18 protein-coding genes are annotated in these 22,811 nt (G+C 58.2%); 11 read left to right on the top strand and 7 right to left on the bottom strand.

The window, feature by feature from the left end:
* Nucleotides 1-6 precede the first annotated feature (6 nt).
* Together JOE33_RS20400 and JOE33_RS20405 are read left to right on the top strand one after the other, a co-directional pair.
* A complete protein-coding gene (locus JOE33_RS20400) occupies nt 7-4,902 on the top strand; it encodes an NEL-type E3 ubiquitin ligase domain-containing protein (RefSeq protein WP_187625227.1) in 4,896 nt (1,631 codons plus the stop codon).
* A gap of 39 nt (nt 4,903-4,941) precedes the next feature.
* Complete coding sequence (locus JOE33_RS20405; protein WP_187625228.1) at nt 4,942-6,069, top strand: GNAT family N-acetyltransferase; 1,128 nt, start codon at nt 4,942-4,944, stop codon at nt 6,067-6,069.
* 175 nt (nt 6,070-6,244) lie between these two features.
* Here JOE33_RS20405 and JOE33_RS20410 read toward each other — a convergent pair whose 3' ends face one another.
* The 3 genes from JOE33_RS20410 to JOE33_RS20420 all read right to left on the bottom strand — a co-directional run bounded on the left by JOE33_RS20410 (nt 6,245) and on the right by JOE33_RS20420 (nt 9,902).
* The gene (locus JOE33_RS20410; protein WP_010433381.1) at nt 6,245-8,077 is read right to left on the bottom strand and encodes an ABC transporter ATP-binding protein; all 1,833 of its coding nucleotides are present in this window, start codon (nt 8,075-8,077) and stop codon (nt 6,245-6,247) included.
* Between the two features lie 102 nt (nt 8,078-8,179).
* Complete coding sequence (locus JOE33_RS20415; protein WP_187625229.1) at nt 8,180-8,743, bottom strand: peptidylprolyl isomerase; 564 nt, start codon at nt 8,741-8,743, stop codon at nt 8,180-8,182.
* 235 nt (nt 8,744-8,978) lie between these two features.
* On the bottom strand, nt 8,979-9,902 hold the full coding sequence (locus tag JOE33_RS20420) for a LysR family transcriptional regulator (RefSeq protein ID WP_010433384.1): 924 nt from the start codon (nt 9,900-9,902) through the stop codon (nt 8,979-8,981).
* A gap of 67 nt (nt 9,903-9,969) precedes the next feature.
* On the opposite strand from JOE33_RS20420, the gene JOE33_RS20425 reads away from it, so the two are divergent.
* On the top strand, nt 9,970-10,284 hold the full coding sequence (locus JOE33_RS20425; protein ID WP_010433386.1) for a hypothetical protein: 315 nt from the start codon (nt 9,970-9,972) through the stop codon (nt 10,282-10,284).
* 169 nt (nt 10,285-10,453) lie between these two features.
* Here the strand turns inward: JOE33_RS20425 and JOE33_RS26070 are convergent, their stop codons facing one another.
* Nucleotides 10,454-15,286, bottom strand: a complete 4,833-nt coding sequence (locus JOE33_RS26070) for a glycosyl hydrolase family 28-related protein (protein WP_187625230.1) — start codon at nt 15,284-15,286, stop codon at nt 10,454-10,456.
* Between JOE33_RS26070 and JOE33_RS20435 the strand changes: the two genes are divergently transcribed.
* Together JOE33_RS20435 and JOE33_RS20440 are read left to right on the top strand one after the other, a co-directional pair.
* Entirely contained in the window at nt 15,273-15,512 is a 240-nt protein-coding gene (locus JOE33_RS20435; RefSeq protein ID WP_236274272.1) for a hypothetical protein, read from the top strand. The genes JOE33_RS26070 and JOE33_RS20435 overlap by 14 nt on opposite strands.
* A gap of 42 nt (nt 15,513-15,554) precedes the next feature.
* Nucleotides 15,555-16,433, top strand: a complete 879-nt coding sequence (locus tag JOE33_RS20440; protein WP_054994044.1) for a carboxylate/amino acid/amine transporter — start codon at nt 15,555-15,557, stop codon at nt 16,431-16,433.
* A gap of 1 nt (nt 16,434) precedes the next feature.
* Here the strand turns inward: JOE33_RS20440 and JOE33_RS20445 are convergent, their stop codons facing one another.
* Nucleotides 16,435-17,169 (bottom strand): SDR family oxidoreductase, encoded by a 735-nt coding sequence (locus JOE33_RS20445; protein ID WP_010436074.1) that lies wholly within the window; start codon nt 17,167-17,169, stop codon nt 16,435-16,437.
* A 78-nt stretch (nt 17,170-17,247) separates the two neighbouring features.
* Nucleotides 17,248-17,793, bottom strand: a complete 546-nt coding sequence (locus tag JOE33_RS20450; RefSeq protein ID WP_187625231.1) for a Bro-N domain-containing protein — start codon at nt 17,791-17,793, stop codon at nt 17,248-17,250.
* A 472-nt stretch (nt 17,794-18,265) separates the two neighbouring features.
* Between JOE33_RS20450 and JOE33_RS20455 the strand changes: the two genes are divergently transcribed.
* From JOE33_RS20455 to JOE33_RS20480, 6 genes are all read left to right on the top strand, one after another.
* On the top strand, nt 18,266-18,790 hold the full coding sequence (locus JOE33_RS20455) for an SMI1/KNR4 family protein (RefSeq protein ID WP_096129734.1): 525 nt from the start codon (nt 18,266-18,268) through the stop codon (nt 18,788-18,790).
* A gap of 53 nt (nt 18,791-18,843) precedes the next feature.
* A complete protein-coding gene (locus JOE33_RS20460; RefSeq protein WP_074594785.1) occupies nt 18,844-19,149 on the top strand; it encodes a hypothetical protein in 306 nt (101 codons plus the stop codon).
* 49 nt (nt 19,150-19,198) lie between these two features.
* Nucleotides 19,199-19,489, top strand: a complete 291-nt coding sequence (locus JOE33_RS20465; protein WP_074594688.1) for a hypothetical protein — start codon at nt 19,199-19,201, stop codon at nt 19,487-19,489.
* Nucleotides 19,490-19,579: 90 nt separating this feature from the next.
* Nucleotides 19,580-20,125: a hypothetical protein gene (locus JOE33_RS20470; protein ID WP_074594691.1), complete on the top strand. Its 546-nt coding sequence runs from the start codon at nt 19,580-19,582 to the stop codon at nt 20,123-20,125.
* Nucleotides 20,126-20,636: 511 nt separating this feature from the next.
* A complete protein-coding gene (locus JOE33_RS20475; RefSeq protein WP_074594696.1) occupies nt 20,637-21,212 on the top strand; it encodes a DUF1349 domain-containing protein in 576 nt (191 codons plus the stop codon).
* Nucleotides 21,213-21,414: 202 nt separating this feature from the next.
* Nucleotides 21,415-21,879 carry a hypothetical protein gene (locus JOE33_RS20480; protein WP_244158747.1) on the top strand — a complete coding sequence of 155 codons (465 nt, stop codon included), beginning with the start codon at nt 21,415-21,417 and terminating at the stop codon, nt 21,877-21,879.
* Nucleotides 21,880-22,057: 178 nt separating this feature from the next.
* Here JOE33_RS20480 and JOE33_RS20485 read toward each other — a convergent pair whose 3' ends face one another.
* A complete protein-coding gene (locus JOE33_RS20485; RefSeq protein ID WP_074594701.1) occupies nt 22,058-22,495 on the bottom strand; it encodes a DUF3757 domain-containing protein in 438 nt (145 codons plus the stop codon).
* Nucleotides 22,496-22,811 lie beyond the last annotated feature (316 nt).

Below are 22,811 nucleotides of genomic sequence, written 5' to 3' on the forward strand. Positions count from 1 at the left end.
TCGACCATGTACACCCTCCGTTACAACCCCTTTGAAACAATAGAATCGTCTGTTGTACCCGCCTCAGTAACGCCCCGACCGCAGGACTCGGCCCCGTTCGAGGCGGAGCATGCCAACACCGAATTCATCAGGCTCAACTTGCCGGACTGGTATGTGGGTGCGCCCACGGCACTGCGCCAGGCGCTGCATGCCAGTCAGCAAGGCGCACGCCTTTACGCGCAAGCGCTGGAGCCGGTGCGCAACCGACTGTTATCGGCACAGCAATTTGCAGCGCCCTTGCTGTCGAAAGCGTTTGTCGAACGTTTCAAGCTCGACCTAGACGTTGAAGCCTTTCAACTGATGACCTGGCGCTACGACAAAACCTGGAACCCGGCCCCGCTCGAGCAGACCTTGCTTCAGGCGGCCTTGCAGAACTTCGCTCCCAGCAACAGAAGCCGCTTCGATCCCTACTCGGCAATCCTGCGTACAGGTGGCCTGCGCTACTGGCTGATCGACAGCGCCCAGCGCCGCTACAAGGTGGAATACCTCGACCGCCAGGCGATCGATCTCGAGCAGTTCGCTGATTTTTGCCATGAACTGGACTTGGGTCGTCAGTATCAGACCCATCTGGACAGTGTGTTCAAGCCACCAGGCCCAGCTGCGCAAGCGGTTGCCAGCGCGTTCATGGACAGCGAGCGGGCTGCCGTAGAGGTGCTTGCGCATATCGCCGTGATGAAAGGTGATATCACCGAAGCGGCGTACCAGACCCTGCTGGACATGGTGAAGTCCATTGACCAGCCGCGATGGGATGGCAAGGGCGTGCGTTATTGCCAGCTGCACATGCTCGACACCTACACGTTCCCCGGCTCGCTGTTACAGGGTGCCCTGCTGATACAGCAGGATGGCGCCAAGCCCGATGACGGTCCTTGTCTGGTCTACCTGCCTTCCGAGCCTTCGCATCCGATCAAGCAGTTCGCGTCGCTGCGGGCCTTCAACGCCTGGCTGGTGACGGCGTTGGGCAACGAACACTATCGACGCTATTTCAGCCGTTTCGTCAGCCTCGGCCAGGCGCCGGCGTTTTTTACCAAACTGGACGCGCGGCTGTATCCCGCAGGGGATCGCACGCTGGACCCCGACGCCGACCTGGTCGTGCAGGCACAGCCCTTCTCGAAACCGCCATTCGAGCGGCTGTACGAGCATTTGCTGGCCAAAACCTATGACGACTCAAAGGCTATCGCGGTGCCTTCCGCGCAGGTGGACCAGCAGGCTCACGATGCACTGATCGAAAGCCTTGAAAACAATGGCATGAACCTGCTCAACGTGGCCGGGTTCTTTGTGCCGGTGCTGGGTGAAATCATGTCCGTGGTCGCCCTCTATCAGCTTGCCAGCGAAGCGTTCGTTGCTTACGAAGACTGGAGGCACGATGAAGTCGAAGACGCCATGCAACATGTATACGACATCGGCGAAAACGTTGCACAGATGCTGGTGGTAGGCGGCGTCGTGGGCGCGGTGAGCGGACTGCAACCCTCGATGTTCATCGAAAGCCTGGTGCAACGGCGTGTCGATGGGGCGGTGCGCCTTGGCAAGCCGAGCATCGATGCCTATGCCCATGCGGTCTCTTTGCCCGAGAACCTGAGCAGCAACGCCCTTGGGCTTTATGAACATGATGGCAAGACCTGGCTGCCACTGGACGGCAAGCTGTATCGCGTCGAGTCTGATGCGTCCGGCCTCAACTGGCGCGTCAGGCACCCGCTGAATGAGCGTTCGTACGCGCCGAGGCTCAAGCACAACGGTGCCGGTGCGTGGCGCCATGAGTGGGAAAACCCCATGGGTTGGGACGAGGTAACGGCATTCAAACGCCTGAACCCGACGTGTCATGCGCTCCCGGAAGAGGATATTCAGAAAGTCCTGCGCATTACCGGCACCCACGAGGCCTTGCTACGCCAGATACACGTCGAGGGCCTCCAGCCTCCGGCCTTGCTGAATGACGCCATTCAGCGTGTTGAAACAGAACGGCAATTGCACGTCTGTATCGAAGCTCTTCAGGCTGACGATGTGTCGCAGGTTCATGTGTCTCATATCGAGCCGTGGCTGAAACTGCTGGTGTCATCACCGCGCTGGCATGAGACCCGTGGCCTGTTACTGATCGACGCACAAGGGGCGCTGCTGGAATCCTGGAACGCGGGGTCGCAGATGACGCTGTCGTCCCATGTCACAGGGCCGACCGGGCACCTCAGTCAAGTGCTCGGCCAGTTGCTGGAAAGTCTGCCCGCCGATGAAGTCACTCGTCTGACCGGGAGCGACAGTGCAGACAAGACCGTTCAACTGCGCGGTTTCAAACGCTACCTGGCCGATTGCGCCCGGATGCACGTGGGTCGCCTGCTGGATGACGTGCAGGTGCTCAAAGGTCGCAGCAACGACCCGCATGTCCAGTTGATACAGCGCGACTTCGACAGTCTGCCGAGCAGCGTGGCGCTCGAACTCATCGGCATGACCAGCGATGCAGACAAAGCGCGAATGACCACGGAAAAACGCATCCCTCTGGCGCTTGCCGAGCATGCCCGCGAGTATCAGCAGCAACTGCGGATCAACCGCGCCAACGAAGGTTTCTATCGAGCGGTGAGCGACAATCCGGACACACAGGCAGCGGGGCTGGGCATGCTGCAGTACGTGCCAGGATGGCGGGGTGATGTTTCGATCGATCTGCTGAAGGATTCGCTGGAGGGCGACGAAATCGCCAGTCTCGACAGCGATCAGGCCGCAGTGCACCGACTGCTGGTCAGCACCGAAGGGGGCGTTCAGTGCTTCGAACCTTCAGGTGAATCGCTCGGTGAAGTCGATCAGCAATTCTTCCGGGCGTTGCTGCTGGCGCTTCCCGAACAGGTGCAGCTCGACATTCAGCTATCTGCTGGCGCGGATGAGCAGCAATTGCGCAGCCTGTTGCGCAATACGGCGGTCGAACGACGTGAGCGCATGGCTGCCGTTCTGCAATTGCAGCCGATCAGGCCGGGTATCAAATGGCCGCAACGCTTGCCCCATGGTCGTATCGGCTACCCGCTGAGTGGGCGGCTGCGACGTTTCTTTCGTCGCCTGGGCATCGGCGCTTCCAGGCACTCGCCGGAGCTTGCGGTAAAAAGCTTATACCCTGATTTTTCCGATGCCGAGGTGTCCGGCTTTCTGAGCGCGTTGCGCGCCGAGCACACCGGACCGGCGAGGGAGTTGTCGGGTTTTGTCAGACAACGATTGAGCAGCCTCGCCGATGAGTTGCGAGCGCTTCAATTGACTCTGGACACCTGGGTCGCAGAAACGCCTTTTTCTGCGTTGCGCAGGCCGAGGGAGGTCGCCGCGACACGCATTCACGATTGCTGGAAACGCTTGAGCGTTCAGTGCAGAAACTTTCAGGGTGATTTTTTAGGGTACGCGCTCGACCTGGATAATCTGCGTATCGGGCAACTACCGGATATCACGGCCAACTTCGACCATGTGGCGGTGCTGAAAGCGCGCGCCATGCAGCTTACCGATCCACAAGCAGATGCATTATTGAAAAACTTCAATAGATTGCGTTCGCTGAGCCTGGACTTCAATGACCTGCGATCCTTGCCCGCTTCAATAGGGCAAATGCCTCAGCTTGCAGAGCTGTCCATCAGCCACAATCCGCTGATCTGGACAGAGTCCGCAAACATCACATTGCAGAACCTGAACCGCCTGGAAATTCTGGACCTGAATTTTTGCTCGCTCGGCTCGGACGTCCCCATCAATGCGCTGAACTCGCTGCGCCTGTTGTTTCTGCGCGGCACTGGCATCAGCACATTGCCGGCGTGGAACTGGCTGCGGTCTGAACTGATTCGTATTGATGTGCGTGATAATCGCATCTCGGAAATATCCGTCGATGAACTCGATAACATCGAACGCTCTCTCAGTTCCTCGCGTCTGCACTTGCATCTGAACGGCAATCCATTGAATTCACCCACGCTGGAGCGCATCCGGTTGTTTCGCGAGGGCAGGCTGCGACCGCGTTGGGGTGTCAGCCAGAACCTGCGTTCGGTCGAAGCCGGACCTGACAGTGCACCGTGGCTTGCAGGCCTGAATCGTGAGCAGGTGAATGCCCGCACACGGCTGTGGCAAGACCTGCGCGCGTGCGCCGGGTCCACGGATTTCTTTCAGATGCTGAGCGATCTGACGCACTCGGCCGACTTTTCAAGTAACCGCGACGAGCTGATTGCGCGAGTCTGGTCGATGATCGAATCCGCTTCCGTAAACGCCGAACTGCGTACCCAGCTTTTCGATCTTGCCGCACACCCGCAGACCTGTGGCGATGGGCTCGCATTGGTGTTTGGCGACATGGAAGTGCGCGTCCAGGTGTTCTCGATCATGTCATCCACGCCGGAGGCCGCGCAGCCAAGCAAGCTGTTCAAGATGACCCGCAGCCTGGACCGCCTGGACCAGGTTGAGAAAATTGCCCTGCGCGATATTGCGCTTCGTCAGGCAAGCGGCGAAAGGGTCGATGAAGCCGAAGTGCGTCTGGCTTACCGCGTCGGTCTGCAAGCGCGACTTGAATTGCCCGGGCAGCCGCGAACCATGCTGTTCAGCGCTATTGCCAGAGTGAGCGAAGCGGATTTGCAGGCGGCTTACAACGAAATCATCGATCGCGAAACCACCCCTGCGTTTTTCCAGTCGATGATTAGCCGGGAGTTCTGGATGAGTTACCTGGAAATTCGTTACGCCCCGGAGTTCGAACCGGTCAAGCAGCCTTTCAATCAGCGTTTGTCGGTACTGGATGAGAGGAGCCCGGATCAGCAATCCGATCAACAGTACCTCGAGCAGATTGGCGTGATCTCCCGTGAGCGTGAGCAGGCGATCAATGAATTCGCGATCAATCTTTCCAGGCAGATTGCGGAGGCGGTGAACATGACGCCTCAATAAGGGATATTCTTCACCCTGTCTGCCTATCGGGGAACCTGCATGCCTGTTCACGTAATCGACAGCCTCGCCAGCGTCGCGCCTGCCCAGTGGGATGCGCTGGTACTTGGCAACCAGCCATTCCTGCGGCATGCGTTTCTCAGCTCGCTGGAGGACAGCGGCAGTCTCGGGCCACGCTCAGGCTGGCGTGCCGAACATGTGCTGCACTACGAAAACGATCAGTTGGTGGCGGCGTTGCCGGCCTACCGAAAGTGGCATTCGTATGGCGAGTACGTGTTCGATCACGCCTGGGCAGACGCCTGCCGCCGCGCCGGCATTGCCTATTACCCCAAGCTGCTGATTGCCGTGCCTTTCAGCCCGGTCGGCGGTTCGCGGATTCTGTCTGCGACGCCTCAGGGTGGCATCGAGCTGCTCGGCGAGCTGCCGGCGTACCTGCAGCGTGAGGGGCTGTCGAGCGCGCACGTGAACTTTACCGATCCGGCGGCCGATGCCTTGCTTGAAACCCAGGAGGGCTGGCTGCAACGGATCGGTTGCCAGTTTCATTGGCACAATCGTGGCTACCGCGATTTCCAGGACTTTCTGGACGCATTGAGCTCGCGCAAGCGCAAACAGATGCGCAAGGAACGTGAGCAGGTGGCGGGGCAGGGCATCGAGTTTGAATGGCTGCAAGGCGCGCAGATGAGCGAAGTGCTTTGGGACTTCGTCTATGCATGCTATTCCAATACCTACGAGGTGCGTGGGCAGGCGCCTTACCTGACGCGTGAGTTCTTCAGCCTGCTGGCCGAGCGCATGCCAGAGTCGATCCGTGTGGTCATTGCGCTGCAGGGCTCACGGCCTGTGGCGATGGCCTTCAGCCTCATTGGTGAAGACAGTTTCTATGGACGCTACTGGGGCTGCCTGGCCGAGTTTGACCGGCTGCATTTCGAAACCTGTTTCTACCAGGGAATGGACTATGCCATCGCCCACGGCCTGCAACGATTCGACGCCGGCGCGCAGGGCGAGCACAAACTGATCCGCGGCTTCGAACCGCAGATCACCCGTTCGTGGCATTACCTGATGCACCCAGGCCTGAAAGACGCGGTCAGCGAGTTTCTGGAGCAGGAGCGGGTCGGCGTGATGGCCTATGCCGAGGATGCACGCAGCGCGCTGCCCTATCGGCAGGCGGAGTAACCACCTGGCAGACCTTCAGCGACTGCACCGGCCCCTTCGTGAGCAAGCTCACTCCCACAAGTGCTGCGTACACCCAACCGGCAGGTGGGGTAGCTCGCTGCCCTGAAGATCTAGTTGCCCCTGAAGATCCTGTGGGAGCGAGCTTGCTCGCGAAGGGGCCAGCAGCTTCACCATATCAATCCACGCCCACAAACCCACCGGTCTGATGCTGCCACAGCCGTGCATACAGCCCGCCGTGGGCCAGCAGTTCGCTGTGCGTTCCGGTTTCGGCGACCTGGCCTTTCTCCAGAACCACCAGGCGATCCATGCGTGCGATCGTCGACAGGCGGTGCGCGATGGCGATCACTGTCTTGCCCTGCATCAACGTCTCCAGGCTCTCCTGAATCGCGGCTTCGACTTCCGAGTCGAGTGCCGAGGTGGCTTCGTCCATGATCAGGATCGGCGCGTCCTTGAGCAGCACGCGGGTGATCGCGATACGCTGGCGTTGACCGCCGGAGAGCTTTACGCCGCGCTCACCGACATGGGCATCGAAGCCGGTGCGACCTTCGGAGTCCGACAGCAGCGGGATGAACTCGTCGGCACGGGCCTTGTGGATCGATTCCCAGAGCTGTTCATCGGTTGCGTGCGGATTGCCATACAGCAGGTTCTCGCGAATCGAGCGGTGCAGCAGCGAGGTGTCCTGGGTAATCATGCCGATCTGCGCGCGCAGGCTTTCCTGGGTGATTTCGGAAATATCCTGGCCGTCGATGAGGATTCTCCCGCCTTGCACGTCGTACATGCGCAGCAGCAGGTTGACCAGCGTCGACTTGCCCGCGCCGGAAGGCCCGATCAGGCCGATCTTCTCACCCGGCTTGATGTCCAGGTTGAGGTTGTGAATGATCCCGTTGCCATTGCCGTAATGGAAATCGACCCCGTCGAACCTGACGCCGCCGTTTTCTATCTTCAGCGGCAGGGCGCCGGGTTTGTCATTGACCGTGACGGGCTGCGAGATACTTTCCAGGCCGTCCTGCACGGTGCCGATGTTCTCGAAGATGCCGTTGACCACCCACATGATCCAGCCGGACATGTTGACGATGCGGATGACCAGACCGGTGGCCAGTGCGATCGCACCCACCGAGATCATGGACTGCGTCCACAGCCAAAGAGCCAGACCGGTGGTCGTGACAATCAGTACGCCGTTCATGGTGGTGATGGTGGTGTCCATCGAGGTGACCACGCGGCCAGCCAGCTGACTTTTTTCGGTTTGATCGCGCATCGCTTCGCGAGCGTACTGCTGCTCGTGGTTGGTGTGGGCGAACAACTTGAGCGTAGTGATGTTGGTATAGCCGTCGACGATGCGGCCCATCAGCCTTGAACGCGCATCGGACGAATCCACCGAGCGCTGCTTGACCCTGGGCACGAAATACATCAGCGAGAGGATGAACGCCGCGATCCAGGTACCCAGCGGAATCATCAGGCGCCAGTCGGCCTCGGCGAACAGTACCATCGCACTGATCGCGTAGATCAGCACATGCCACAGCGCATCCACCGACTGCACGGCCGAGTCACGCAACGAGTTGCCGGTCTGCATGATGCGCTGAGCGATGCGCCCGGCGAAGTCGTTCTGGAAGAAGTTGACGCTCTGTTTGAGCACGTAGCTGTGGTTCTGCCAGCGAATCAGGTTGGTCATGCCGGGGCTGATCGTCTGATGGACCAGCAGGTCATGCAGGCCGACGAAAATCGGCCGCAGTAGCAGGGCCACCACCACCATCCAGATCAGTTCGGAACCATGAATGCTGAAGAAGTTCTCCGGCGGCGTGCTTTGTGCCAGGTCGATGATGCGGCTCAGGTAACTGAACAGCGACACTTCGATCAGCGCACCGATCAGCCCGACCACCAGCAGCGCGGTGAACGTCGGCCACACCTGACGCAGGTAGTAGAGGTAGAACGCGAAGACGGTGTTGGGCGGGGCAGCGGTAGGAGCGTCTTTGAAGATATCGATCAGTTTTTCGAAACGACGATAAAGCATTGGCTATCACACCCACGCGACGTGGGTTCTCCTTGATAAGTGGAGGCTCTCCCGTCCGGACCGCACGAAGCCCGAAGGCTTCATGCGGTGCAGGTTTCCCGATCAGTTGACGCGTTTGGCGGACTTGATCAGGATCGGGTCGATTGGCACGTTTTGCATGCCTTTCTGAGTAGTGGTGCGGGCGTTGACGATGTTGTCGACGACGTCCATACCCTTGACGACTTTGCCGAACACCGCGTAACCGAAGTCGCGCGTGCCGTTGTCGAGCATGGCATTGTCGTTGGTGTTGATGAAGAATTGACTGGTGGCCGAGTTCACGTCCGACGTACGCGCCATCGCGATGGTGCCACGGACGTTATGCAAACCGTTCTGGGCTTCGTTCTTGATCGGATCCTTGGTCTGCTTCTGAACCAGCTGCTGGGTGAAGCCGCCGCCCTGCACCATGAAGCCCGGAATCACCCGGTGAAAGATGGTATTGGTGTAGAAGCCGCTGTCGACATAGCCCAGAAAGTTCTGGGTGCTGACCGGCGCCTTGGTGTCTGCGAGTTCGATTTCAATCTGGCCGAAGCTGGTGTCGAGTACCACGTGCGTGGCTTTGTCCGGGGCCGCCATCAGGTTGGCGGCGAACAGTACGGAGCAGGCGGCGAGAGCGATTTTTTTCAGCATGTGGCAACACGTCCTTCATTGAGAGATATCGACTGTGACCGGCAAGGTAACCACGTTTGGCTTTTTTTGCCCAGCGTGTTGGCGGGTTTGCAGCACTTCAGGCGATCAGGCTGTACCTCCATGAACCGCACAGAATTTTCAGACTGCGTTGCTCGCGATGAATTCCAGCCGCGTGCGATTGACGTATAGCGCATGGCCCTGGTGGTGCGACGAGCGCCATGTTTCTGCTGCTCCGTCAGGCGTTTTGAGGCGTGCCGGGTGCCGCGGTGAGCGGGGCTGTGTCGAAGCTGCGGATCAGGTCGATCAGAATCTGCGTCGCCGGGCCCAGCGGCCGGTCCTTGCTGGAGTAAAGATAGAAAGTCGGATTGCGGCTGCCGCCTTTGTCCAGGCGCAGGGGCTTGAGCAGGCCTTCGCGCAGCTCACGCTCGATCATGTGCCGCGGCAGCCAGGCGAAGCCCAGGCCGTTGCTGACGAAGGTCGCGGCAGTGCCCAGGCTGCCGACGGTCCAGCGCTGTTCCGCGCCCAGCCAGCCGAAGTCGCGCGGCTGCTGCCGGCCGGAATCGCGGATGACAACCTGCAACTGGCTTTCCAGGTCCTGAAAGGTCAGCTCGCGATTGGCCTGATGCAGCGCGTGGTCCGGGTGAGCGACGGCGACGAACTCGACGGAGCTCATCTCGGTGCCCAGATGCCCGGCAATGCTGTAGCCGCTGATGGCCAGGTCGGCGACGCCTTCGAGCAGTACCTCCTCGACGCCGGAGAGTACTTCTTCACGCAGTCGCACCCGGCAACCGCGGCTCTGCGGCATGAACGCGGTCAGCGCCCTGACCAGACGCGCCGAAGGATACGCCGCGTCGATCACCAGGCGTACTTCCGCTTCCCAGCCCTGTTCCATATGGTGGGCGAGGTCTTCCAGTTGGCTGGCCTGCTTGACCAGTTGCCGCGAGCGGCGCAGCAGTACACCACCGGCATCGGTCAGCACAGCCTTGCGCCCGTCGATACGCAACAACGGCACGCCGAGCTGTTCCTGCATGCGCGCCACGGTGTAACTCACCGATGATTGCGAGCGATGCAGCGCTTCGGCGGCCTGAGCAAAACCACCGTGATCGACCACGGCCTGCAACGTGCGCCACTGGTCGAGAGTCACGCGGGGCGCTTTCATGCTGTAATTCCTCTTAAAGTACGGGCTTATTGTTCTACTCTGACAATCCCGACTTGGAGATTGCCGAATGAATCGACTGTGTTGTGCGCTGCTGGCCATGTTGCCTGTGACGGCTCTGGCGTACCCCATCGAGGTGGAAAAACAGTACCAGGGCGTGAAGATCGATTATGTTGCCCACGACGTCTATCACGATACCGGGTCAATCACCGTCAACAACTACGGTGAAGTAGACGCCAAATGTTCGGTGGTGTTCATCAACGGGCCGGAGGCACCGCGCACCCGGCGTGTGCAGGTTGGCGCAGGCAAGAGTCTCGACGTTTCATCCCGATTCAATCGCAGCATCATAAAGTTGCGAATCAGGCTCAGCTGTCAGCCCGCCTGAGAGTAGAGCGCTCTTATGGATAAGACAAATTTATGGGTGGGGGCACAGAGGCTTCGCGTTTTTATGCAACGCGTTGGTGTTTGACCGGGGTTGCGGGGATGTAACTGATGGTGCAGCCCCGTTTCCAGGGCTGCTTTTGTTTGGTTATGAGGGCAAGGCTTCGGGACGGTCAGACAATGATGTCGGCGGCCTGCAGCGACTGCACGCCGGTGAGCTGGATTTCGAAGTCCGCGCCGACGTTGTCATCGATATTGCCGTACAGCACGCCGTCGGCAAAACGCAGTTCACCGCTGTTGTTGGCGCTGAACGCCGCGTTGCCGATGAACACGAAGGCATCGTTGCCATCGGTCAGCGGGCGAGCATCGAAGCCGGAGAAGTCCAGCTTGTCACCTTCGGCTGCCTTGAATCCATTGATGATGTCGCGCAGTTCGCCCATGCCCGTATCGCTGATGCCGTTGAACACGTAGTGGTCTGCGCCGGTGCCGCCGATCAGCGTGTCAGCGCCTGATCCGCCGATCAGCACGTCGTCGCCCGCGCCCCCGGACAAGGTGTCATTGCCAGCGCCGCCACTCAGGGTGTTGGCGTTCTTGTTGCCGGTCAAGGTGTCGGCAAACTGGCTGCCGATCAGGTTTTCAGTGCCCTTCAGCGTGTCCAGACCCGAACCGCCTGTGGCTTGCTGGGCGCTGGTGTTCAGCGCAACTGTGACGCCGGCCGTCGCGAGCTGATACGACACGGTGTCATTGCCATCGCGACCGTCCATGACGTTGTCGCTAGCGCCCGCATAAATCACGTTATCCAGGGCATTGCCGATTGCATTGGCGGCCCCGCTGCTATTGATGACGATGTTTTCCAGATTGGCCCCCAGCGTGTAACTGGCCAGCGAGCTGTACACCGTATCGACGCCGCCCACCTGTGCATCGGCATTGGTCTCGACCACCCGGTCGGCGGCATCGTCGACGTAATAGCTGTCCGATCCATCGCCGCCAGTCAGCATGTCGGCACCTGCTGCGCCGTCGAGAATGTTGTTGCTGGCATTGCCGATGATGACGTTCTTCACGGCGTTGCCGGTGCCGTTGATGGCAGACACGCCGGTAAGCAGCAGGTTTTCCAGGTTTGCGCCCAGCGTCCAGCTGACAGACGACACCACGGTGTCCACCTGCGAGGGCGAGTCATTGCTTTCGGTGACGGTATCAAAGGCGTTATCGACAACGTAGATATCGTTGCCATCGCCGCCGCTCATGTCATCCGCGCCCTGGTCGCCGTCCAGCACGTCATTGCCAGAGCTGCCGACCAGCGTATCGTCGTCGCTGGTGCCGAAGATGTGGCCGCCTTCGTTCTGGCCACTCTCGAAAATCGCGGCTGGGTCGTTGTTGTCAGCGGCGTTGCCATGAAAACCCAGGTCATTGGCGATGAAATCGGCCAGGCGCTGGCCGACGATCTCGGCGGACTCTTCATGCAAGTGCCAGACGTCATCGGGGTAAACCAGCGGGTTGACCTCGTAACGCAGGGGCAGGTCGGTGTAGTCGACCGCCAGCTTGACGTCGGCGCGCTCAGCGGCAATGGCTTCCTGGACGCTTCTGACGTACCCGGCACCCTCGACGATGGCGTTGATCTTCTCATCGGTGTAGCCACGTGCCTTGGCCGCTTCAGTCTGGTAATGCCCGGTTTCGGCCATATACACGGTGAAGTCGCCGATCTGCGCGTGCAAGTAGTCGAACACTTTCAGGGTCGAGGCCTTGTACAGCTCGGCTGCCGCTTGCTTGTCAGTGGCGCGGGCAATTTCCTGAGCGGCTTCTTCGCCCTGGCCCCAGATGATTCCGGTGGTCACTTTGTCGATGGCAGTCAGCGACGCCAGTTGCGACTTGAGCAACTCAGTGGCGCGTAACAGCGCAGGGCCCGGCTCATTGGTGTCGACCAGCCACCAGGAAACACGCAGCTCTTCCTGAGTGCCGGTCGAGTAGCCGACCACGGTGCTGCCGCCCACGGCGAGGTCGATGCCGTCACCGTTGGCGTCGGTGAACTGGCTGCGCACGTCGTAATCGGTGTAGCGGGTCAGGTCCTTGACCATTTCCGAGGTGCCGGACTGGTTATCGTCTTCGGTCATGCGCAGCAGGCGCGCATTGGACTGGCCCAGGGTCGGCAGGTAGAGAATCTCCTGCGTTTCGCGCTGGCCGAACACGAAGTCCGCATCGGTCAGGGTGTCGATCAGGTTGCCGCTCAGGGCGATTTCGAAGCGATTGCCGTCGGCGTCCGGCGTGGCGGACTTGATGTAAGTCTTGTCGCCCGTTTCGTTGAGGGTCATGTACAGCGTGTGATCCTCGCCGTTGCCCAGCCCCAGAAAGCCCAGGGCCGAGACGTCTATCTTGTCCTGGCCGGGGGTGAAGTCATAGATCGTGTCGGTGGCGGTCAGGCCGCCAGCGTCGTAATCGCGGTAGCTGTCGGTCAGTGCGCTGTAGACGAAGGTGTCGGCATCGGCGCCACCGTACAGGGCGTCGCGTCCTGCGCCACCGTTGATGATGTCGGCGCCGGTATCGCCGCGCAGTGTGTCGTCACCGCCCAGTCCCAGAATCGTGTCGTTGCCTTCAGTGCCGTACAGCGCCTCGGCATTCTCGGTACCGGTGAGAATCCCCGGCGTCACGTTGCCCACGGTGATGGCGAAACTGTCGGCCACCGAAGCGCCGGTGGCGTCGCTCGCGGTCAGCAATACCGAGTAAAGCCCCGATGCCGTGCCGCCCGGTGTGCCGCTGAAGGTCAGGGTCTTGCTGTCGAACTTCAACCAGTCGGGCAGGGCGCTGTTATCGGCCAGGGTCGCGCTGTAGGTCAGCGTGTTGCTGTCGGGGTCGCTGAAACTGCCGGGTTGCACGGCGTAGGAGAACGCCTTCAGCTCGGTGACATTCTGGTCCATCAACGGCGTGTTCAGGACTGGCGCCTGATTGGCGGAGGCTGCCGTGGAGAAGATGAAGTTGGACGCACTCAGTTTGTCGGCCAGGTTGCCTTGCAAGGCGATCTCGAAGCGATTGCCTGTGCTGTCGACCGCATCAGTCTTGATGTAGGTCTTGCTGCCGTCGGCATTGACGGACAGGTAAATGGTGTTGGCGCTGCCATCGCCCAGGCCGCGCAGGCCGATGCTGGACAGGTCGATGCGGTCTTCGGCTGGGTTGAAGTCGGTGATCGTGTCGCTTTGCTTGGTGCCGCTGGCGGTGTAATTGCGATAGCTGTCCAGGCGCGAGTTGTAGATGAACAGGTCTGCGCCTGCGCCACCGGTCAGGGTGTCGGCGTCGGCTCCACCGGTGATCGTGTCGGCACCCGCGCCGCCGTCGATGCGGTCCGTACCGGCATTGCCGTTGAGGACGTCATTGCCGTCGGTGCCGGTGAGGGTATCGCCGCCCGCCGTGCCGTCCACGACCCGCTGGAATGTGAAATGGCTGGCATTGAGCGTGTCTTTCAGGTTGCCGCTCAAGCCCAGCTCGAAGCGGTTGCCGCTGGCATCGGCGTCGAGTGATTTGATGTAGGTGCGGTCCAGTGTGGCGTTGTAGCTGATGTTCAGCGTACCGCCCTTGCCGCTGCCCAGGCCGGTAAAGCCGAGGTTCGAGAGGTCGATGCGGTCCTGGCTGATGTCGAAGTCGGTGACCAGGTCGGTGGCGCTGGTGGTCGCCGTACGGTAGCTGTCGGTCAACTGATCGAAGCGAAAGGTGTCGGCACCCGCGCCGCCGGTGAGCTTGTCGGCGCCGGCACCGCCGACCAGGATGTCGTCACCCGAACCGCCGTTCAAGGTGTCCTTGCCCGCCAGGCCGAAGATCAGTTCGTGGGCCGCGCCACCAGTGATGATGTCGTTGCCCTCGGTGCCATTGACCGTCACCAGCGGGAACGCATCACCTGCAAAGCTGCCATCGCCATACACCAGGGTCAGCCCCTTGCTGGTGTGACTGATGGTGTTGCCGACGATGCTGTTGCGGTCGGTGCCGTCTTCGTTACGCTCGGCGACGCCGTAGGTGGAGTTGTCACTGCCGGTGATCGTGTTGCCACGGATCAGGTTGTCGCTGCCGCTGAAGAACTTGCCGGACACGCCCGAGGTGTCGTCGTAGGACTGAATGATGATTTCCGGAACCGGTGAGCCCAGCGAGTTGTTGCTCAGGGTGTTATCGAAGATATCCACCCCGGAGCTGCCATAAATGCGCACGCCGGCATTGCCGTTGTCGTGGATGTCCACGCCGCTGACCGAGACCTGGCTGGACAGCTTGATCAGCACGCCTTCTGCCGCGTTGCCATACACCGCGCCGCCGGTGATGGTGATGTTGGCGGGCGAGGGGATGTTCTCGCTGCCGCGCTGCACCACGATGCCGGTGCTGCCATTGCCATAGGCAACGTTGTTGCTCAGAGTGAAGTCGTGGGTGCTGGTGACCACGTTGAAGCCGTGGCGATCGTTGTTGTAGGCGACGTTGTTTTCAAACACGCTGTCGCTCAGGTAATCGGCCACGAAGCCGTCCAGACCGTTGCCATGCGACACGCTGTTCTTGATCACCATGTTGACGGTCTGCTCGTGCGGGTCGAAACCGTAGCCCGAGCAATCCTTGATCTCGACGCTGTCGAGGGTGACGTTCGAATCCTTGCCGTCAGAGCCTGGGATGTAACCGTTGAACCAGCCGTCCACCTTGCCGGTGGTGGCGTCGCGGTTACCGTCCAGCGTCAGGTTCTTCATGCCGAAGTCGTGGGTTTCTTCGCCATAGGCCGAGCGCACGATGCCGGTCACCTTGGTGTCCGAGCCGTCCGCGAGTTTGATGATCGTCTCGCCCATGCCGGCACCCGATAGTGTGACGTTGCTCTTGAGCATAAGGCAGCCATCCGAGGGCTCCTCGCCACCGGACACGACGTACGTCCCGGCTCCCATCACCACTTCCCCGCCGCCTGCCGCAGCGGCTGCGTCGATCGCGGCCTGAATGGCCGCTGTATCGTCAGTCACGCCGTCGCCCACTGCTCCGAAGTCTTTTGTGTTGAATATCATGGTGTTACTCCAGGCGACGACGAATGTGGATGAAATGAGTCAATATTGCAGCGTCGGGATGATAAGACCTTTTGTTCAGGAAAAGTTGCTTGATATAGGCTATATTTTCGTCGAAACCGACGACATGTACGTCAATAATGCGACTGTCATATTTGTGACGGGTAACGCGGAGCGCGGCGACGGGTTGGCGTCAAAAAGCGGCGGCCTTCGAGTGGACAGTGAGTGACGCAACCGCTATGGTCGCGCCCTTCAAAAATGGGGGCGGGGCATGGGGTATCTACTTTTCGTCACACTGATTCAGGCGTTTTCGTTCAGCCTGATCGGTGTCTATCTGGCCGGGCACGTCGACAGTTATTTCGCGGTGCTGGTCCGCGTGGTGCTGGCGGGTCTGGTATTCATTCCGCTGACCCGCTGGCGTCAGGTCGAGCCACGTTTCATGCGCAGCATGCTGCTGATCGGCGCGCTGCAATTCGGCGTGACCTACGTCTGCCTGTACCTGAGTTTCAGGGTGCTGACGGTACCGGAAGTGCTGCTGTTCACCATCCTCACACCACTGCACGTGACCTTGATCGAAGATGCGCTGAACCGGCGCTTCAACCCCTGGGCATTGCTGGCAGCGCTGGTCGCGGTGCTGGGCGCCGGGGTGATTCGTTACGATGGCCTGGACGGCGACTTCCTCGGTGGCTTCCTGCTGCTGCAACTGGCCAACTTCACCTACGCCGCCGGGCAGGTGCTGTACAAGCATCTGGTGGCGCGCCACCCGAGTGACCTGCCGCACTACCGACGCTTCGGCTACTTCTACCTCGGCGCACTGGCCGTGGTTCTGCCCGCGTTCCTGATGTTCGGCAACCCGCAACACCTGCCCGAAGCGCCGACCCAATGGATCGTGCTGCTGTTTCTCGGCCTGTGTTCGACGGCGCTGGGCATGTACTGGTGGAATAAAGGCGCGTGCATGGTCAACGGCGGCACACTGGCGGTGATGAATAACCTGCATGTGCCGCTGGGGCTGTTGATCAATCTGCTGATCTGGAACCAGCATGAGGACTTCGCCCGCCTGCTGATCGGCGGCGGGGTGATCGTGGCATCGGTGTGGATCAGTCGGTTAGGCGTGCGGCGTGTGCCGGAGAGTGTTTCCGGCACACGTTGAGTCAGACGTGCTGGCCGCCGTTGACGTGAATCTCCGCTCCGTTCACGTAGGACGCGCCAGCCGTACACAGAAAGTAGATCAGCGAGGCGACTTCCTCGGGCTTGCCCAGCCGGTGCATCGGCACCAGCCGCTCGACAATCTCGGCGGTGCCGGGTGACAGAATCGACGTATCGATTTCACCCGGCGCAATGGCATTGACCCGTATCCCGTGCGGGCCGAAATCGAAAGCCATTTCCCGTGTCAGCGCCGACAGTGCCGCCTTGGACGTGGCATAGGCGACCCCGGCAAACGGGTGGACCTTCGAGCCGGCGATCGAGGTGACATTGATGATGCTGCCCTTGGCTGCCTTCAACTCGTCAAACAAACCCCGACCCAGCAGCGCGGTGGAGAACAGATTGACGTTGAACACCTTGATCCAGGTGCTGTAATCCGACTCCAGCACACCCATGCGCCCGCCATCCTCGGTCTTCGGTGAAACGCCGGCATTGTTGACCAGCGCATCGAGCCGCCCGCCGAGCTTGTCCTTGATCGCCGCCATGCTCTCGCTGACGCTGTCGATGTCTTCAAGATCCAGATGAATGTGGTTGAGCAGACCTTCAGCCCACGGGCAGTCAGCGACCCAGTTCTGCCGCGATGCCGTAAACACCTCCCAGCCAGCGGCATTGAAATGCTTGACCGTGGCATGACCGATACCCCGGCTTGCGCCAGTCAGCAAAAGCTTTTTCTTGTCGCCCATGAGTGCGTTCCGGTTTTTAGGGTGGATGCATCATGTTTTTTGGTGGGTAGGGTGTCAACGGGGTTTACGCAGTACCGGTCAGGCGGCAGCGCGCATGTTGTTAATGCGCTTCAACACCCTGCGCCATAACGGCCGCTTTGGCCGGGGCGCTGCCTCGGCCACCACATTCGGCATGTCGCGCAAGCGAACCCAGGTTTCGCTGCGCCAGTGCAGCACGCTCAGCGATGTGCCCGGCCATTGCAGCTGGCTCATTCTGGGGTTATCCAGCGTGACGTTCTGTTGATCATGCAAGGTCGTCAGCACCTCATGCGTCAGCCACTGACGCAGCGCGCGGTTCTCCGGCACGTAATGATGAACCAGCAGCGCCAGCACGCCGGACTCGCTGATCATCAACTGCCGCTGGCACTCGCCATGAGCTTCCAGCCAGACCTCGCGACGCTGATCCGCATCGAGCTTGAGCGTGGCGCGCTCATCCAGCGCCCTGCCCATCAGGCGGGCAAGGTCGGCCAGGCAGAACCAGGCCTGAGATTCGGTGAAAATGGCGCGCAGGGTGCGGCGGTGGCGGAGGAAGAGGGTCGCTTCGAAATGGGGGGTATGGGTCACGCAGGGGGTTGCAGTGAACATGGGTGCAGCTCCTGGATATGAGACTGCCACAAGACGTCGTCAAACGAATGGGTGGCAGCTGTGCGAAGGTTGACGAACCGGTATCCAGGAAACCGGCAGACCCGAAGGTCTCCGACGCACAGCCGCCATAGCACGTACTTCAAGTTTAGCTTGATGCAGTGTGTGGGACGCTGACACGCCTGGATAGAGCGGATCGTCAAATCCGGTCGCTGATTTGGCAGCGAACGGCGGGGAGGTTAGCGTGGCAGGGATGGGGTGGCAAGGGTGTGGGGGTGGGTTTGGGGTGTAGGAAAAGTCGTTTTTTCTTGGGTGGGTGAGGTGCGTGAGGTTTTGGATTGTGGTCAGATATTGAATTGTCTTGCAGGTTCATGAGGGGGCATGGGTACATAGCCCGGGTAAAAATAAAGCCCGATCATTATTCAGGGCGATACCGTATTAAATAGTGAGCCGGCCTGTCAGAGAAAGGGTGAATATGCCTGTTATCCATAGAGAAGGTTTACAACAAGCTGACGTGGAATTGCTAGCATCTGAGATGGGTAGAGTACTGCCAGCAGACTACAAAAGATTCTTGATGAGGATGAATGGTTTTTATATAGGGGCTCCTGATTATGTTATTTTGCCTCTGTCTGCGGCTGACGACGTTATCATAAGTTTTGATCGTTTCTTTGGTTGGCTGCCTGATGAGTCCTGCAACGATATAGTCGCATTTAATCAAGAGTTTTCTGGTGAGCTTGATTTTCTGCCTCAGGCAATCATTATCGGTGAGGATGGGGGTGGCAATCCTTATGTGATACTGCAAGGCAGTGAAGAGGTTGCTGCAGGGGTTTACTATTGGGATCGCACTCATTTACATGCTTCAGACGAACTCAAATCGCCTTGCATTGCCGAAATAAATGAATGTGGAAATCTCTTTTTCATGGCTTCCGATTTTTTCCAGTTTTACGATAAGATAATCTCTGTCATGAAGGGGGCGCCACAATTTATAGAAGAAGCTTAGCTCATGAAGGGGCACCTGCAGGCATGGAGTATCCGGCGGATAAGGATGTGGTTATGAACGTTGATCAGGCTGTTGATGCTGTGTATGCCAGGCTGGTTGGAAAACACTCCATTCCGGAAAAAATCCGGTTTAGGGTCGAGGTGTCTGACGAGGAAGTTTCTGAGCTTTTTTTGGCAGTTGACTTTTTAATTGAGTGTTATAAAGGGCAGGCAGTTATTCCCAAAAGAATAGCGCTTGCTTTTGTTGATATTTATGTCGGCTTTAATATTAATGACGATGTCTATGATGAGCGCGAGCGTTGCAGATATGAGAATATTGGAATCGCTCTTCAGCAGAAAGCTTATGATTTGTTTGACTGATACAGCGTTGGCCTCAATGGTAGATGCGTTGTAAAAGACAAGGTGTGCAATGAGCGAATTTGACCTGGAAGCATTACTTGGCAGTATTTTGGCCGATTTGAGCGATATTGCATCGGCGCATGGCGGGCGCGGACTCGGGTCGATCATTCTCGATTATGAGAAAACGTTGACAGGCTTGTTGCAGGGGACGCTAAGTGCCAACTTTATCCGTGATAAGCCTAGAGCGTATCTTGAGATTTACAGTGATTATGAGCATCCAGTTCTTAATAGGATGATTGTTGCTCAAGAGCATGTGCATCTTTACATTAAGCGCAATCAAGCGGGTGGCCATAATGCATAGTCGCCAATTCAGTACGGGCAACGTTTATCTCGATTGCCGAGAAGATAAAGCCTGTAGAGTGGTACGGCGTGTCCGTTCGGGTGGAATCGTATGCAATGGAATTTGATTTTTGAGCACGAATCCGTTTCGGCCCTTCTCGGCAAGCTGAACCATCAGGAAAAAACACTGCTGATTGCCTGCTATCTCTATCGGCAGGTTCGGCTTTTGAGACGGTTCGATAACGTCTATGCCACCGACCTTAGTAGCCTTTTTTCGAGGTCGTTAGACATTGCTCTGTCGGGACACAGGGCATCAGTTGAAGCTATTGAACGTGTGGTAAGCAGCCGTATACCTGACACTGAAGAGTACACCGAACAGGAGGGCGCTTATGCACAAAATCTGGTCATCGCGCTGGATTACTTTTTGTTGTTTCTGTTAGAGGTTGACGAGGCCAAACTTCAAAGCTGTATAAATATGGCGCTTCAAAATCTGGATCTATTAAACTTCGAAGCCGATGAGGGGTACGATGAGGTCAAGGTCACCATGGGGGAAATCGCAGTCGTATCTGGGTTGGTCGCTGATATTTTGAGCTTTAGACCCTCGCTCGATAGAGGCGTCGACCTGCTGGAGGGGTTAGTGAGTGAATATAAAATTTAAGGCAATGAAATAGAGCGACTGACAATTGAGTCAGTCGTCTTTTAAGTGCTCAACCATTATCGAGCGCGCCAGCATGGATGGTAAAAATGGCCTTCAAAAAAATAGTGATAAAGACCCCGCTGTACGCTGTTTATTTTATGTGCCTCCTTACGTATGCACTCTTGCACGGATCAGAGTATGACTGGATGGAGCCTGCTTCCATCGTGCCCTCCATCGAAGATGGGGGGAGCAGTCGGTCTGTGGTGCGCGGTGCCGCAGTTGTTATTGTTCTAGTGGTACAACTATTAATCTGCATAGCAGGTTCTCGGCGGGAGGCGCTTGCCACTGTCGTCTTACTCGGGGTCGTCCTTGCTGTTTACTGGTGACGTCAAAGCATTCACCAGCACAACCTCCACTAACCTGTCTTACTACCGCATATTCGAGTGGCATCACATTCGGATCGAATTTTGAACATTGCCTCGCTGTCCCAGCCAGTAACCTCTACCCTCAACAAACCCACACAGGAGGCGACATGTTCGACAAAGGCATCTGGCTGAACCAACCCCGGCATTGCAGCGTGACGGACGAGCGTCTGACAGTCACCACAGACCCGCAAACCGATTTCTGGCAGCAGACGCACTACGGCTTCTGCCGCGATTCGGGTCATTTTCTGGGTGTTTCGGTGACCGGTGATTTCACTGCGCAAGTGCATGTGCAGGGGGATTTCAAGACGCTTTACGATCAGGCGGGCTTGATGGTCCGCGTTGACGAGCGCAACTGGGTCAAAACCGGCGTTGAAGTCAGCGACGGAGCCCTGATGCTGGGCAGCGTTTTAACCTGCGGACAATCCGATTGGGCCACGGGTGCGTTTGATGAGTCGTCATGCGGCCTCTGGCTGCGAGTCACCGTCGCCAAGGGCGTGCTGCGCATTCAGCACTCCAGCGACGGCCTGCGCTGGCCGCTGCTGCGCCTGGCGCCATTTCCAGTGAGTGAGTCTTATACCGTAGGCCCGATGTGCTGCAGTCCGGAGCGGGGAGGGCTGGAGGTGGTGTTCTCTCATTTCGAGGTCATGCCTGCACTGGGCAAGGATTTGCATGATTTGACGTGAGTGGCTTACCGGTAGGCTCTTGCCGCCCACTGCTGGCTGTGGATGGGTCTACCTTCGGACCTCAGTTGTGCATAGTTCTGATTCCTCAGCCTTAACTTTTTACAGACAGTAGCTGTAGTTTAACTATGAGCAGTCGATACCTTCAGGTGCTTTTCCTCTTTGTCTTGGTGTGACCTTGAATAGACCTGTCCTGATTTTTTGCGTGGCTTTTCTTACCGGATGTGTGGGCCACTATCAGCAAGCTAAGTTGGCAGAGCCCCACTCCACGATAGAGGCCGCGTGGGGTAAAACTGACTTTATCCACGAAGGGTTTCAAGGGTACTGGGCTTACTACGATGCTCATTGCCAAGACACAGATGAGACCGGCGCTCTTGGCGCTGTCTCTCAAACTGAACCGGAGAAGAATCGCTTTCTGATTAAGCCCGAGAAACGCATTTATCTGAATTCACTCATTGTCGGGGTCAAACGACTGGAGGATCGCTACCGCACTTGGGTGCAGGTAAGCTGTTTGAACGTCAGCAGCTTCATTCCTAAGGAGGGCGCGACCTACAAGGTGACTCCTTCAGCTTTCGAAGGCCAATGTTCGTTATCGGTAATAGACCGGCAGACAGGGAAGCCGCCAGCTTCGCTCATGATCGAGCCTGTAAGGAAGGAGTGCGGGCTTTAACGGGCCTATACCAAAACGCCCCGCTGGGTTGATGATGAATACTCAGCGCCTAGCATGTGCTGAGTATTCAGCACTCCATCGACGGGCTGCACTGGGCAAGGATTTGCATGATTTGACGTGAGTGGCTCTTCAGCGAGCCGTCGTGGGGCTCGCTGAAGAGCGATAGGGTTATTTCGTGTTACTGAACGACAGTGAACTTGCAGTTTTCAGGTGATGTTTTTTCACACACGCTATAGACAAGACCAAAAGGCCCATCTTCTTTCTTCCAGACACCGCTTGCAGTTTTTACGGTGAAATCCTTATTGTTTTTAGCGATGAAACGCATGTCCAGCGCCTCGCGTCCACCTATGTTGTAGGTACAGTGTTGCAACATCTGAGGTGCGTCTGCACCCTCTTGAATAGCGATAGCCAGGTCAAAGGACTGCACAGGCATTTTCTTTGTCACAACGCCTTGCAGCACGCCGGTCCACTCGCCGTCATGGCCGCTCGCCCGGTAGACACCGGGTGAGACCTGTTCGATCTTCGAGACTGCAGGGCAGTTTTCCGTTGCTTGAGAGGCCAGGGACATACCCAGCAGGGAAGTAGCCATTGCGGCGCTGATCAGTAATTTTTTCATGATATTCCTTAAATTGATTTAATTCTTGATGTGTATATAAGCGTATGTGTAGGATTTTTACGCAGTTAGGCCGAGCGGGCTTGTTTCCCAAGTCCGCTAGTTGGTTGCATATGGCTATCTAGTGTGTAGCAAGAAATGTGTTGCTTGTTATCTCGTTATTAAGCGAGGTGCGTGCTTCAGTAATAAATTGATCGTATCCAGTGTGGATGGGTTTATCGTAGGCGTTAGTCTGTCTATTGTCTGCGCCTTCAGGCCTTAATTGTGTGTAGGAAATGGCGTTGGCTTGTGTGGGGGGAGTGGGTTGGCTGATTGCTCC

Source organism: Pseudomonas sp. PvP027 (assembly GCF_017833005.1).
GTDB lineage: Bacteria > Pseudomonadota > Gammaproteobacteria > Pseudomonadales > Pseudomonadaceae > Aquipseudomonas > Aquipseudomonas congelans.